Origin of the sequence: Pseudomonas lyxosi (genome assembly GCF_047758685.1) — a bacterium.
Classification (GTDB): Bacteria; Pseudomonadota; Gammaproteobacteria; order Pseudomonadales; family Pseudomonadaceae; genus Aquipseudomonas; species Aquipseudomonas lyxosi.
This window is the reverse complement of the sequence record NZ_CP180481.1, coordinates 1,308,008-1,320,060: the sequence shown is the minus strand read 5'-3', so window position 1 is coordinate 1,320,060 and position 12,053 is coordinate 1,308,008. Positions and strand designations below refer to the sequence as shown.

The following is a 12,053-nucleotide window of genomic DNA, read 5'->3' as shown; positions in this document are numbered from 1 at the left end:
TCCCCTTTTTTACAACTGCCGGCTCCTACAGGTCAGCTGACTCGGCTTATTTGCTTGGCGAAAATCGCCGCCATTTCCGGCTCATCCAAATGATCCAGCGCTCGCTCAACCAGCAAACGCACCCCGTCGGCCATGCGGCTGAGCGCCAGGGCAACGGAGCGGCGTGAGCCTTCCACACCGTCGGCGAGGTCGGCGGCGATGGCGCTGATGGACAAGAGGTCTTCCGAGGCGTTGGCGAGGAGGGTTTCAGTGTTGATGTCGGGGCAGACGCTGAAGAGGTCGCCATTGCGACGTTTAGGTTTTTTATCCGCAGGTGTGCCGAGGTGAAGATCTAGGGCGCGCTCGGCGGCTTCGTGGAGTTTCTTCGAATCGAGGGATTCGTAGGGAGATGTGTCTTCGTGTTCTGGAGGATTCGGTGTTGGCTTGATCATAGATGTATCTCCTGGAATTAAGAGACCGACACCGTTTCGCTTTGCACTTCGAAAGAGGTGGCAGCTGTGCGTTGGTGTGCAAGACCGATCCAGGAACCGGCAGACCCGAAGGTCTCCGACGCACAGCCGCCATAACGATTCGCGAGCATAGGAAAACGCTCGACGAATAGCCATAAGCAATTGCGCACCTGGATTCGGACTTGCACGTCCGTGTCACCGATTTGCGGCGACCACCAGAGACTATCGGTGATACCGAAGACTGCCTAGTTCACGAACAGCCCGGCGTGTTGAAGGAAATATCCGAGAGGTTTGAGGGGAACAAGATCAAAAGATCGCAGCCTTCGGCAGCTCCTACAGGATTGTGTTTCTTCAGGTGTAGGGGAGGTGTCGAGAGGTGACGCGGAGCGTCACTGGATGCATTCCTTTGCTGCGCGTGGGAACGATCAGGTTAGCGTGACTTGGTAGTCATTGGCGTCAAAAAGCACCGCATCTTCTTCTAACGCAACCAGACAGTGGCGTTCTCGCTCGAAGCCGCTACACTGCGCCGGCCGTTCATTTTTCTCTTGAGGCTGCACGCATGAAATTTCGTTTTCTTCTGTGGATGCTGGGTTTGTTGATGGGTAAGGCCAGTCGGACTAATCCTGCGTTTCAGCAGCAGTTGGGTGACAAGGAATTGGTGTTTCAGCTACAGACCCTGGACGGGAAGGTGGCGCGGCATTTCTTTGTGAAGGATCAGCGCATCACCAGCAAGTCCGGCGTGTATGCCGAGCCTGCGTTTGCGATTGCCTTTAAAGACGCGGCGTATGGCTTTGCCACGATGCAGGCGAAGAACAAGCAGCTGGCGTTTATGACGGGGATTCAGGACAAGTCGATTCAGATCAAGGGCAACCCGGCGCTGGTGATCTGGTTCCAGGGGCTGACCAAGTATTTGAAGCCGAGGAAGGCGAAGGCAAAAGCCAAGGCTTGAGGTCTGTCAGTTAGACCGAGTTGGATTCTTCGCGGGCAAGCCTCGCTCCTACAGGGTTTCGATGGTCCCTTGTAGGAGCGAGGCTTGCCCGCGAAGCTTTTAGGCCTGGGTGAATTGCGAAGCCAGTTCACGCAGCAGGACTTCGGCTTCGAGGACTTTGCTGACCACGTCGTTGGCTTTGTCGCGGGTCAGGCCTACGCGCTCTAGCAGTGCGTCGGGGATGTCTTCATCTGGCCCGGAGCCGATGCCGCGGCTACGCAGCAAACGCACAGCCAGGCACACTAGGTTCGGGTACTCGGCGTAATCGCCGTCGTAGCCCGGGTCGTGCTGGAAGCGCAGCGCAGTGGCCAGCTCTTCGGGCATGTCCCAGTAGCGCATCAGCCACGAGCCGATCTGTTCACGGCTGATGCCAAGCAGGTGTTGCTCGACGTAGCTGTGGCACAGGTGCGGGTTGACCTCCAGGTGGCGGCAGATCAGCGAGAAGTGCGGCGGGAACACATGGGCCAGCAGCAAGTAGCCGAAGTTGTGCAGCAGGCCGGCGAGGTAGGTCAGGCCGGCTTCCGGGCGCTGGGCGCGCGGCATGGCGCGGGTCAGGCCTTCGATGACGGCGGCGGTGTAGATCGATTGCTGCCAGTACGGCGTGGTGTGTTGCGGGTGGTCTTTGGGCAGGCTCAGGGTTTTGCCCAAGGCCAGGCCCAGCGCGAGGTTGATCACCAGGTCGAAGCCCAGGACCCGGACGATGGCGTCTTCCACTGAACGAATCTTGCCCGGCGAGGCGTAGTACGGCGACGCCGCCCAGCTCACGACTTGTGCGGCCAGGGCCGGGTCGGTTTCGACGACGCCGGTGATGTCGTCGATGGTGGCGTTGGGGTCGACGCGCAGTTTGATGATTTTCTGCGCGGTCTCGGCCAGCGGTGGAATCTCGATGGTCTCTTCCAGGCGTTGCTGGATGCGCCGCGCGGTGAACGCTTGAACGGCCTGGGTGATTTCCTCGCGGTCATCGTGGGGGCGGTCGAGGTTCGGGCGAATGCTGGTCAGGGCTTCGCCGAAGTTGGCGGCGCTGGCCTTGGTCAGCATGGTCTTGAAGTCTTCGCTGGTGATCTCCAGCAATACGCCCGGCTCGCCCGAGTTGATCAGCAACTTCGGCTCGCGCAGCAGGCTTTCTTCATACAGGCACGGTGAACTGGTGAGCGCCGGCATACCGGGCAGCAGGCTCAGGTTGTGTTTGCCGAGCATTTTTACCAGGCGTTCGGTCGACACGGCGGTGAGGCGGCGACCCGTCAATTCGGCGAGGCTATTGAGGTCCAGCAATTGGCTCTGCGGGAACAGCACCATGAGCGTGCCCACGGCGTCATCAAGCAGAACAGCCTGCACTTTGCGTGCGGCGTTCAGGCCGTGATGGTCGAGGACTTCTTCGTAGGCGATACCCAGTTTGCCCAGCATCAGCCGAATAACCGACGGAGCGTGCGGGGTGGCGGGTGCGAGGGCAACTTCGGTCATGGTCTGTATCCGTTTTAAAACAATGGCAGGAGTATAACCAGCTTGCTCAGAACGGTGGTTCAGAAACTGCGACGGTGCTCACACTTGGCCGTATTGCTGCCCATGACGTAGCCAGCGGTCGAGCAGCGGGCTGACGTGATCCGGCCAGCGCTCCAGCAGCGCTTGGGCGGCGTCGCGCACTGCGGGCAGCAGATCGGCGTCGCGCATCAGGTCAGCGACCTTGAATTGCAGCAGGCCGGTCTGACGCGTACCGAGCATTTCACCGGGGCCGCGCAGTTCGAGGTCTTTTTCGGCGATGACAAAACCGTCGTTGGTTTCGCGCATGATGCCCAAACGCTGACGACCGATCTGTGACAGCGGTGGATGGTAGAGCAGCACGCAATGGCTGGCGGCGCTGCCTCGACCGACTCGACCGCGTAACTGGTGTAGCTGCGCGAGCCCGAGGCGTTCGGGGTTTTCGATGATCATCAGGCTGGCGTTGGGCACGTCGACGCCGACTTCGATCACCGTGGTCGCGACCAGCAGTTGCAGGTTGCCGGCCTTGAATTCGGCCATGACGGCGGCTTTCTCGACGGGTTTCATGCGGCCGTGGATCAGCCCGACCTTCAATTCGCCGAGGGCGGCGGTGAGGTCTTCGTAAGTGGTTTCGGCGGCCTGGCAGGTCAGCTCTTCCGACTCTTCGATCAGCGTGCACACCCAATAGGCCTGACGCCCTTCAGCGCAGGCGCCGCGTACGCGCTCGATGACTTCCACCCGCCGTGTATCGGTGACCAATACAGTGTTTACCGGGGTCCGGCCGGGCGGCAGTTCGTCGAGGATCGAGGTGTCGAGGTCGGCGTAGGCACTCATGGCCAGCGTCCGGGGAATCGGTGTGGCGGTCATGATCAACTGGTGCGGACACATCCGCCCGCCGACACCTTTCTGCCGCAACGCCAGGCGCTGCTGCACGCCGAAGCGGTGCTGTTCGTCGATGATCGCTAGCGCGAGGTTCTTGAACTGCACTTCTTCCTGGAACAGGGCGTGGGTGCCGACCACCATCGGTGTGCCGTTGGCAATCTGCTCCAGTGCGGCCACGCGGTTCTTGCCTTTGAGCTTGCCGGCCAGCCAGGCGACTTCAATACCCAGCGGTTCGAGCCAGCGCTTGAAGGTGATGAAGTGCTGCTCGGCGAGGATTTCGGTGGGCGCCATCAGTGCGACTTGATAACCGGCCTCCAAGGCCTGAAGTGCTGCGAGGGCGGCGACCACGGTTTTACCCGCGCCAACATCGCCCTGAATCAGCCGCAACATGGGCTCGTGCTGACTGAGGTCGTAGGCGATTTCGTTGCCGACCCGTTGCTGAGCGCCGGTCGGGGTGAAACCGAGGTTCGCCAGATACTGGGCTGGTAGCCGGGTGGCTTTCGGCATCGCTGGCGCACGCAGGGAACGCATGCTCTCGCGCAGACGCTGCTGGGACAGTTGATGGGTCAGCAGTTCCTCGAAAGCCAAACGGTGCTGCGCCCAGTGATGACCGAGTGCGAGTTCGTCGACATCGGCATCGGCGGGCGGGTGGTGCAAGTAGCGGATCGCATCGGCCAGCGGCGCCAGTTGATAGTCCCGCGCCAGTTCGGTCGGCAGCCAGTCGGGCAGGCTGGTGGGGCCGAGCATCGTCAGGGTCTGCATGCACAACTGGCGCAAGCGCTGTTGGGTCAGGCCTTCGGTGAGCGGGTAAACCGGGGTCAGGGTTTCGTCCACCGGCGGCGGCTCGTCGCCGGTGATGGCGCGGTATTCCGGGTGGTAGATTTCCAGCCCCGACGCACCGGGCCGCGCTTCGCCGTAGCAGCGAATGCGCGTGCCGCGTTTGAGGCCTTCTTTCTGGGCGTTGCTGAAATGGTAGAAACGCAGGCTGAGCCCGCCTGTGCCGTCCTGCAAGCGGACGACCAGGCTGCGGCGGCGGCCCATGACCACGTCGGCGCCGCTGACGGTGCCTTCGATCACGGCGTCCTGGCCCGGTCGCAAATGGCCGATCGGGACCACGCGAGTGCGGTCCTGATAACGCAGCGGCAGGTGGAATAACACGTCCTGGAGATTCTCCAGGCCGACCTTGGCCAATTTCTCGGCCATGGCTTCGCCGACACCCTTGAGTGCGGTCACCGACACTTGCGACAACTCGGTCATGGCAGCGACTTAGGCCGCAACCACCGGTGCTTGCGGCTTGGCCACCGAGCACAGGCGAATGGAGTCAGCGAGGATTTCAATCGCCTTCGGCCGCGGGAAGCTCGCGCGCCAGGCGATGGCCACGGTGCGGAACGGCACCGGAGGTGTCAGTGGGCGCACTTCGATCACGCCGGGGGCGTAGTGATGGCTGTCGACCGCCGACAGCGGCAGGATCGAGATACCCAAGCCGGACGCAACCATGTGGCGGATGGTTTCCAGGGAACTGGATTCCACCGTGGTGTGCTTGGCGCCGTCGTTGCCTTTGGCCAGGGTCGGGCAGGCTTCCAACACTTGATCGCGGAAACAGTGGCCTTCGCCGAGCAGCAGCAGGCTCTTGTCGTTGAGCAGAGCGGCGTCGATGGATTCTTTTTGGGTCCATGGGTGCTGGGCCGGCATCAGGACGTAGAACGGCTCGTCGTAGAGCTGCAGGGTCAGCACGTCGGCTTCGTTGAATGGCAGGGCGATGATGATCGCGTCGAGCTCGCCGTTGCGCAGTTTGTCGCGCAGCACGTGGGTGAAGTTTTCTTCGATGTACAACGGCATCTGCGGGGCGACCCGGTGCAGTTGTGGAATCAGGTGCGGAAACAGGTACGGGCCGACGGTGTAGATGGCACCGACTTTCAGCGGCGCGGTCAGCTGGTTCTTGCCGGCCTGGGCCAGTTCGCGGATGCCTTGGGCCTGTTCCAGGACTTTCTGCGCCTGGGCGACAATGCCTTCACCGACCGGGGTCAGGCGCACGGCACTCTTGCTGCGCTCGAAAATCAGCACACCGAGTTCGTCTTCAAGCTTTTTCACGCCCACCGACAGGGTCGGCTGGCTGACATGGCAACGCTCAGCCGCGTGGCCGAAGTGCTGCTCTTGGGCGAGGGTAACGATGTAGCGTAATTCTGTAAGAGTCATAGCAAGCGTCCATGAAGTTGCGAGCCAAGCATACCGGCTGCAATCGATAGACGCACGTTATCAGACTGAGTGCGTTGAGTGACACAGGGCAAAGCGGGTTTGCCGCTGGCAGATATGCAAAAGGCACCTTTCGGTGCCTTTATGGCTGCGGCATAACCCTGTGGGAGCCGAGCTTGCTCGCGATGAGGCCATAACATTCAGCATCATCGTTAACAGTTATACCGCTATCGCGAGCAAGCTTGAACTGGCCTAATAATTCCGGACACCTCTTAAGGGCGATATGATTTCGCCAACTTGGAGGTTCCATGAACGAAAGAAAGGTCTATTCCCGCGAGTTCAAACTGCGTGCTGCCAGCATGGTGCTCGATGATAACTGCCCGGTTCCAGATGTGTGTGCATCTCTGGATATCGGGCCGACCGCGTTGCGGCGGTGGGTTGAGCAGGTTCGCAAGGAGCGCGAAGGACAGCCAGTCAAAGGTACCAAGGCGATTACCGAGGATCAGCGTGAGATCCAGGAGCTGAAAGCCAAAATCAAGCGGATGGAGCTGGAGGCAGAGATCTTAAAAAAGGCTACCGCTCTCTTGATGTCGGATCCCGCTCGTTTTCGATGATTGCGGAGCTGAGAGAGTTGTTTCCGACTGCCACTTTATGTCGTGTGTTTGGAGTCAGGCGCAGCAGTTTTTATGAGTGGATTCAGCGACGCTCACAGCCCAAGGTCAGACGGGAGGAGCTCAAGGCGCAGGTGGTCAGGTTGCACGCTGAAAGCCGTGAGAGCATGAGGTCGCGAATGATGTCCAAACGTCTGAAGGCCGAGAAGTTGCCGGTGGGCAGAAGCCTTGCTGCGGCCTTGATGAAGGAAGCCTGCATCGTCAGTAAACAGCGCCAACCTCATCCATTCAGATCCAAAGGGGTGGAGGCATTTGTGGCGCCGAATCGGCTTGAACGTAACTTCACGCCCAACACCGTCAATCAGGTGTGGTGCGGCGACGTCACGAGCCTGATGGTCGGTAAACGCTGGTTCCATCTGGCAATCGTGATCGACCTGTATGCGCGCCGTGTCGTTGGCTGGGCGTTTTCTCTGGTCAATGACGCAAACCTGGTCAGCAAAGCCCTGCGTATGGCGGCCGATCTTCGGTCGTGGGAATCTGGGCTGATGTTTCACTCTGATCAAGGCTGCCAATACACCAGTCGAAGATTCCAGAATGAACTGCAGCGATATGAAATCGAACAGAGCATGAGTCACCGTGGGCAATGTTGGGACAATGCGCCGACTGAGCGCTTCTTCGGAACCTTGAAATCGGAGTGGGTGCCGGGCAAAGGCTATGACACAACAGAAGAAGCGCAAACCGATATCGTGCGCTTCTTCATGTATTACAACCGCACAAGGCTCCACAGCTACAACGGTTACCTATCACCGATAGCTATGGAGCAAAAGGCAGCATAAACACCGTAACCGGTGTCCGGAATTACTTGACCAGTTCAGCTCGGCTCCTACAAGGGTTTTGTATTACGTCTTAGCGCCGGCGTTTTTCCAGCGAGTAAACAAACGGTGCAACGATTTCGATGGCGCCATTGGTCAACATGTCGGCCGGTGGCTTGGGCAGCGGCTGGGCGCGGCGGATCATTTCCAGGGTAGCCCGGTCCAGATCGGCAGTGCCAGAGCCGCCCACCAGTTCGAACGACAACACGTTACCTTCAGCATCGACCACGAAGCGCAGACGGTTCATGCCTTCCTTGCCCCGCGCCTGCGCACTGGCCGGGTACTTCTTGTACTTGGCCAAGTGAGCGAGCAGGGTGCCTTGCCAGCTGGCCTTGGCCGCTTGCTGGGCCGGTGATGGACCCGGGGCCGGCTGAGCGGATTTTTCCGTTGGCGCCTGAGTCGGTTGCGCGTCGCTCGGTTTTTCCTCGGACGGCTTCTCTTTAGGCGGTTCCGGCTTTTTCTCCACAGGCTTGGGCGGTTGAGGCTTTGGCTTGGGTTTGACCGGTTTCGGCACGGCGATCTCGGCCTTCGGCACTTCAGCCAGCTTCGGTATCGGCAGTTCTTCCACCGGGGCGGGTGGCTGTGGCGGCGTTATGACCTTCGGCGGTGCTGGTGGCGGCGGGGCCGGTACCGGCGCTAACTCGACCATCATCGCCTGCGGCGGCAGCTCGATCGGTGGGCGCGACGTCCAGTTCAGCGCCAGCGCAATGGCCAGCGCATGGACGCCCAGCACCACGGCCAGGCTCCCGCTGTAACGCGTCAGGTTTTGGCGCGTCCTGATCATTTCTTGACTGCCGTCTCGAGCCCGACCAGACCCACCTTCAGGTAACCGGCAGAGCGCAGGTTGTCCATCACGCTCATCAGGTCGCCGTAATCCACGCCTTTATCGGCCTGGAAGAAGATCGTCGTGTCTTTCTTGCCTTTGGTCCTGGCGTCGAGGGTGGCGCCGAGTGCTTGGGCTTTCACTTCGTCTTCGCCGAGGAACAGGCGTTGGTCAGCCTTGACGCTGAGGAACACCGGTTTCTCTGGCCGTGGCGCCGGTTTGGCGCTGGAGGCCGGCAGGTCGACTTTGATGTCCACGGTGGCGAGCGGGGCCGCCACCATGAAGATGATCAACAGCACCAGCATCACGTCGATGAACGGCGTGACGTTGATTTCGTGATTCTCGGCCAGATCGTCGTCTGCGCCTTCTTTCAAATGCAAGCCCATGGCTGATTACCCTACTTTGACCACGTGGGGTTGCGCGGAGCGCTCGGTGGTCGGCAGGTGATCGAGGTCACGGCTGACCAGCAGCAGGACTTCAGCCGAGGCATCGGATACTTGTGCCTTATAACCGGCAATGGAGCGGGCAAAGACGTTGTAGATCACTACGGCTGGAATCGCAGCAACCAGGCCCAACGCAGTGGCCAGCAGGGCTTCGGCGATGCCGGGAGCCACGACGGCGAGGTTGGTGGTCTGGGTTTTGGCTATGCCGATGAAGCTGTTCATGATGCCCCACACGGTACCGAACAAACCTACGAACGGCGCAGTGGAGCCGATGGTGGCAAGTACGCCGGTGCCGCTGCTCATGTTGCGACCGCAGGCTGCAACCAGACGCTCAAGGCGGAAGGCGACGCGTTCCTTGATGCCTTCTTTCTCGCGGCTGTTGACCGACAAACGCATCTCTTCCAGGGCGTCATGCACCAGCAAATTGGCGAGGGTGCCTTGCTTGGTGGCTGTCACACTGGCTTCTTTAAGCGTGGTGGCTTTTTTCAGGTGGTAGATTTCGGTGCGCAGACGACGCTTGGCGCCCATCAGCTCGAAACCCTTGGCGATCCAGATGGTCCAGGTGATGATCGAGGCGATGGCCAGACCGATCATCACGATTTTCACGATGATGTCGGCGTTCTGGTACATGCCCCATGGCGACAGGTCGTGGGCCATGCCCAGGGAGTTGTCGGCTTCGAGGACTTCAGGAACGTCTTCGGCAGTGGTGTCTACGGCGTGGGCCGGGTCGGTCGCAGCCGGGGTAACGGCCGGTGCGGCGTGATCGGCAGGAGCTGGAGCAACAGTGGCTGCCGGAGTGGCTGGCGCTTGTGCGTCAGCGAAAGCGGCGGTCGGCGCCAGCATCAGGCTGAGCAGCAGGGCGGCCACCGCGCTCCAGGCGCGAGGTCGTTTGGTTGGCGAAGCGAGGAATTGATTGGGTGTCATGCTGGCCGGACCTGAGAAAGAAAAACGGTAGATGCTCTTCCAGGCCTCGTAAGGCCGAGAACAAAAGTGGCTGGCATTATTGCAATTAATTCTTGTTAACAAAAGTAATAGCGTCTCTTTTTTTCCTCCATTACTAGCCGCTCATCCATTTCGGGCGCTAGTCTGTACCTTTCTTGAGGGAGTTTTCTGATGTCCGCGCCTTCTGTTTTGATCGCCGGCTGCGGTGATGTCGGCAGTCGTCTGGCTACGCAATTGCTGGCTTCCGGGTGGGAGGTTCATGGCCTGAGGCGTGACGTCTCACGCCTGCCCAAGGGAGTCATTGGCGTTGCCGGTGACTTGTTCAATGAAGACTGTCCGGCGACCTGGCCAGTCGGTGCGGTGGATTACTTGGTGTATTGCGCGGCCGCCACCGATCACGATGAAGCCGGTTATCGCGCTGCTTATGTGCAGGGCTTGCAGCATGTTCTGGAATGGCTGAATGACTACGGGCAGGAGCCCAATCGCCTGCTGTTTGTTTCCAGCAGCAGTGTGTATGGCCAGCAGGATGGCGAGTGGGTCGATGAGAATTCGCCGACCATTGCAACAGGCTATTCGGGTCGATTGATGCTGGAGGCGGAGCAAGTGGCACTCCAAAGCGGCATCCCGGCGAGCATCGTGCGCTTGACCGGTATTTACGGCCCGGGGCGTGAACGGCTGCTGACGCAGGTTCGTCAGGGTTATCGCGTGGCCATCGAACCACCGTTGTACGGCAACCGCATTCACGCCGACGATGCGGCGGGGTTGATGGCGTTTCTGCTTGAGGCTGATCGACGCGGTGTGGCGCTGGATGACGTCTACATCGGTGTGGACGATGCGCCTGCGCCGCTGGCCGAAGTGGTGGGCTGGTTGCGTGAGTATCTGGGCGTGACCGAATGGGCCGAAGACGCGAGCGTGCGTCGCACTGGCAGTAAGCAGTGCAGTAATGCCCGGGCGAAGGCCTTGGGCTGGACACCGAAGTATCCGAGTTTCCGTGAAGGCTATGCTGCGATCCTCGAAGGCCGCTGCTAACTCTCAAACACCACAAACCAATTGTGGGAGCGGGCTTGCTCGCGAAGGGGCCATGACATCCAACATCTCTGTTGTCTGTCACGCCGCTTTCGCGAGCAAGCCCGCTCCCACATTGGTTTTGTGTTGGCTGTTTAGGGGCGGGTTACTGCTTCTCGAGCAACCACTTGCGCTCACCAGGCGTGAACTGAGGCATCTCGTCCGCCTGAGCAGTGTTCACAGCCTGCACAATTTCCAGCTCCTTGCCCTTGCGCGCAAAGATCCAGGTGTTGCCCTGGCCGTTGAGTTGCAGCCACATGTTGTCGTTACCGCCGCTCATCGACGCGCAATCGCCCGCCAGACACAGGGCATAGCGATCCGCTCCCGGCAGGCCGGCAACCTGGCCGTCAGCCTGAAATTGCACGGTATTGCCTTCACCCGGACCGCTGACGACTTTCCAGCTGCCGCCCATGTAGGCCGAATACAGCGCGCGTTCGAAACTGGCACCCATCGGTGCGCCGTCCGGCACCGTAACCTGCGCGCGGTCGAAGACTTGCTCCGGCTCATTGTCGCTGGCGACTTGGCTCAGTTGCTTGCCGTCACGCTTCAGCTCGCTGGCGGAGCTGCCATAAAAGTCGACTTTCCAGGCGCCGGACTCTTCGCCCAGCAGCTTGCCGTCGACGTTTTCAAAACCATTGGTGTAGCGGGCCTGACCGGCCTTGGTGTTGACGTCCCATTCCAGGTTCGGACCATAGGCCTGGAGCGCTTCGCGCAGGGGGCCGCCTTTGGCTGCAGCATCGATCGCCACCTGATTGATCCAGGTGCCGCTGATGTCGCGATCGGCAGGGTTGCTGGCACATCCGCCCAAGAGTAGGGCGACCAGCGAGAGAGCTAGCGCTTGGCGCATGGTGGAATCCTTTCAGAAACGGAGTCGGCGCAGCCTCAAAAAGCTGCGCCGGATGTATTACTCGATGACCAGAATGGCATCCATCTCAACCTGCGAACCCTTTGGCAGGGCCGCTACGCCGATGGCGGCGCGGGCAGGGTAAGGCTGGTCAAAGTACTTGCCCATGATCTCGTTGACCTTGGCGAAGTGGCTCAGGTCGGTGAGGAAGATGTTCAGTTTGACGATGTCCTTGAACGAACCGCCAGCGGCTTCAGCCACGGCTTTGAGGTTCTCGAACACTTGGACGGTCTGGGCTTCGAAGCCTTCTACCAGTTCCATGGTTTTTGGGTCCAGAGGAATTTGACCCGACATGTAAACGGTGTTGCCAGCCTTGATCGCCTGGGAGTAAGTGCCGATGGCAGCCGGGGCCTTGTCGCTGGTGATAACTGTTTTGGTCATGAATGACTCCTTGTAATGAGTGGC

At 60.2% G+C, this 12,053-nt stretch carries 13 protein-coding genes; 4 read left to right on the top strand and 9 right to left on the bottom strand.

Annotation, left to right across the window (positions count from 1 at the left end; translation table 11 throughout):
- Positions 1 to 32: 32 nt before the first annotated feature.
- Positions 33 to 431, bottom strand: a complete 399-nt coding sequence (locus ACMXYI_RS06300) for a DUF6124 family protein (protein WP_415772269.1) — start codon at positions 429 to 431, stop codon at positions 33 to 35.
- 577 nt (positions 432 to 1,008) lie between these two features.
- Between ACMXYI_RS06300 and ACMXYI_RS06295 the strand changes: the two genes are divergently transcribed.
- Positions 1,009 to 1,398: a hypothetical protein gene (locus ACMXYI_RS06295; RefSeq protein WP_008150118.1), complete on the top strand. Its 390-nt coding sequence runs from the start codon at positions 1,009 to 1,011 to the stop codon at positions 1,396 to 1,398.
- A gap of 99 nt (positions 1,399 to 1,497) precedes the next feature.
- Here ACMXYI_RS06295 and ACMXYI_RS06290 read toward each other — a convergent pair whose 3' ends face one another.
- The 3 genes from ACMXYI_RS06290 to ACMXYI_RS06280 all read right to left on the bottom strand — a co-directional run bounded on the left by ACMXYI_RS06290 (position 1,498) and on the right by ACMXYI_RS06280 (position 5,991).
- Positions 1,498 to 2,898, bottom strand: a complete 1,401-nt coding sequence (locus tag ACMXYI_RS06290) for an aminoacyl-tRNA deacylase and HDOD domain-containing protein (protein ID WP_415772267.1) — start codon at positions 2,896 to 2,898, stop codon at positions 1,498 to 1,500.
- A gap of 78 nt (positions 2,899 to 2,976) precedes the next feature.
- Positions 2,977 to 5,052, bottom strand: a complete 2,076-nt coding sequence (gene recG / locus ACMXYI_RS06285) for an ATP-dependent DNA helicase RecG (protein ID WP_415772265.1) — start codon at positions 5,050 to 5,052, stop codon at positions 2,977 to 2,979.
- A 9-nt stretch (positions 5,053 to 5,061) separates the two neighbouring features.
- Positions 5,062 to 5,991, bottom strand: a complete 930-nt coding sequence (locus tag ACMXYI_RS06280) for a hydrogen peroxide-inducible genes activator (protein WP_008150125.1) — start codon at positions 5,989 to 5,991, stop codon at positions 5,062 to 5,064.
- Between the two features lie 305 nt (positions 5,992 to 6,296).
- Between ACMXYI_RS06280 and ACMXYI_RS06275 the strand changes: the two genes are divergently transcribed.
- Both ACMXYI_RS06275 and ACMXYI_RS06270 read left to right on the top strand, forming a co-directional pair.
- Positions 6,297 to 6,602, top strand: a complete 306-nt coding sequence (locus tag ACMXYI_RS06275) for a transposase (protein ID WP_415772263.1) — start codon at positions 6,297 to 6,299, stop codon at positions 6,600 to 6,602.
- Positions 6,599 to 7,435 (top strand): IS3 family transposase, encoded by an 837-nt coding sequence (locus ACMXYI_RS06270; protein ID WP_415772261.1) that lies wholly within the window; start codon positions 6,599 to 6,601, stop codon positions 7,433 to 7,435. The genes ACMXYI_RS06275 and ACMXYI_RS06270 overlap by 4 nt, the downstream gene beginning before the upstream one ends.
- Before the next feature lie 70 nt (positions 7,436 to 7,505).
- Here ACMXYI_RS06270 and ACMXYI_RS06265 read toward each other — a convergent pair whose 3' ends face one another.
- From ACMXYI_RS06265 to exbB, 3 genes are read right to left on the bottom strand one after another with little or no spacing between them, the layout of a single operon-like run.
- On the bottom strand, positions 7,506 to 8,255 hold the full coding sequence (locus ACMXYI_RS06265) for a TonB family protein (protein ID WP_415772260.1): 750 nt from the start codon (positions 8,253 to 8,255) through the stop codon (positions 7,506 to 7,508).
- Positions 8,252 to 8,680 (bottom strand): TonB system transport protein ExbD, encoded by a 429-nt coding sequence (gene exbD / locus ACMXYI_RS06260; RefSeq protein ID WP_415772258.1) that lies wholly within the window; start codon positions 8,678 to 8,680, stop codon positions 8,252 to 8,254. The genes ACMXYI_RS06265 and exbD overlap by 4 nt, the downstream gene beginning before the upstream one ends.
- Before the next feature lie 6 nt (positions 8,681 to 8,686).
- Positions 8,687 to 9,661 (bottom strand): tonB-system energizer ExbB, encoded by a 975-nt coding sequence (exbB, locus tag ACMXYI_RS06255; RefSeq protein ID WP_415772256.1) that lies wholly within the window; start codon positions 9,659 to 9,661, stop codon positions 8,687 to 8,689.
- A 189-nt stretch (positions 9,662 to 9,850) separates the two neighbouring features.
- On the opposite strand from exbB, the gene ACMXYI_RS06250 reads away from it, so the two are divergent.
- On the top strand, positions 9,851 to 10,708 hold the full coding sequence (locus ACMXYI_RS06250) for an SDR family oxidoreductase (protein WP_415772254.1): 858 nt from the start codon (positions 9,851 to 9,853) through the stop codon (positions 10,706 to 10,708).
- 142 nt (positions 10,709 to 10,850) lie between these two features.
- On the opposite strand, the gene ACMXYI_RS06245 is transcribed toward ACMXYI_RS06250, so the two are convergent.
- Together ACMXYI_RS06245 and ACMXYI_RS06240 are read right to left on the bottom strand one after the other, a co-directional pair.
- Positions 10,851 to 11,591 (bottom strand): hypothetical protein, encoded by a 741-nt coding sequence (locus tag ACMXYI_RS06245; RefSeq protein ID WP_415772252.1) that lies wholly within the window; start codon positions 11,589 to 11,591, stop codon positions 10,851 to 10,853.
- A gap of 57 nt (positions 11,592 to 11,648) precedes the next feature.
- Entirely contained in the window at positions 11,649 to 12,029 is a 381-nt protein-coding gene (locus tag ACMXYI_RS06240; RefSeq protein WP_003229509.1) for a RidA family protein, read from the bottom strand.
- Positions 12,030 to 12,053 lie beyond the last annotated feature (24 nt).

Excerpts from the sequence above, each read along its gene's own strand:
- ACMXYI_RS06300 (WP_415772269.1), bottom strand. The coding sequence starts at position 431 with ATGATCAAGCCAACACCGAATCCTCCAGAACACGAAGACACATCTCCC.
- ACMXYI_RS06295 (WP_008150118.1), top strand. The coding sequence starts at position 1,009 with ATGAAATTTCGTTTTCTTCTGTGGATGCTGGGTTTGTTGATGGGTAAG.
- ACMXYI_RS06290 (WP_415772267.1), bottom strand. The coding sequence starts at position 2,898 with ATGACCGAAGTTGCCCTCGCACCCGCCACCCCGCACGCTCCGTCGGTT.
- recG (WP_415772265.1), bottom strand. The coding sequence starts at position 5,052 with ATGACCGAGTTGTCGCAAGTGTCGGTGACCGCACTCAAGGGTGTCGGC.
- ACMXYI_RS06280 (WP_008150125.1), bottom strand. The coding sequence starts at position 5,991 with ATGACTCTTACAGAATTACGCTACATCGTTACCCTCGCCCAAGAGCAG.
- ACMXYI_RS06275 (WP_415772263.1), top strand. The coding sequence starts at position 6,297 with ATGAACGAAAGAAAGGTCTATTCCCGCGAGTTCAAACTGCGTGCTGCC.
- ACMXYI_RS06270 (WP_415772261.1), top strand. The coding sequence starts at position 6,599 with ATGATTGCGGAGCTGAGAGAGTTGTTTCCGACTGCCACTTTATGTCGT.
- ACMXYI_RS06265 (WP_415772260.1), bottom strand. The coding sequence starts at position 8,255 with ATGATCAGGACGCGCCAAAACCTGACGCGTTACAGCGGGAGCCTGGCC.
- exbD (WP_415772258.1), bottom strand. The coding sequence starts at position 8,680 with ATGGGCTTGCATTTGAAAGAAGGCGCAGACGACGATCTGGCCGAGAAT.
- exbB (WP_415772256.1), bottom strand. The coding sequence starts at position 9,661 with ATGACACCCAATCAATTCCTCGCTTCGCCAACCAAACGACCTCGCGCC.
- ACMXYI_RS06250 (WP_415772254.1), top strand. The coding sequence starts at position 9,851 with ATGTCCGCGCCTTCTGTTTTGATCGCCGGCTGCGGTGATGTCGGCAGT.
- ACMXYI_RS06245 (WP_415772252.1), bottom strand. The coding sequence starts at position 11,591 with ATGCGCCAAGCGCTAGCTCTCTCGCTGGTCGCCCTACTCTTGGGCGGA.
- ACMXYI_RS06240 (WP_003229509.1), bottom strand. The coding sequence starts at position 12,029 with ATGACCAAAACAGTTATCACCAGCGACAAGGCCCCGGCTGCCATCGGC.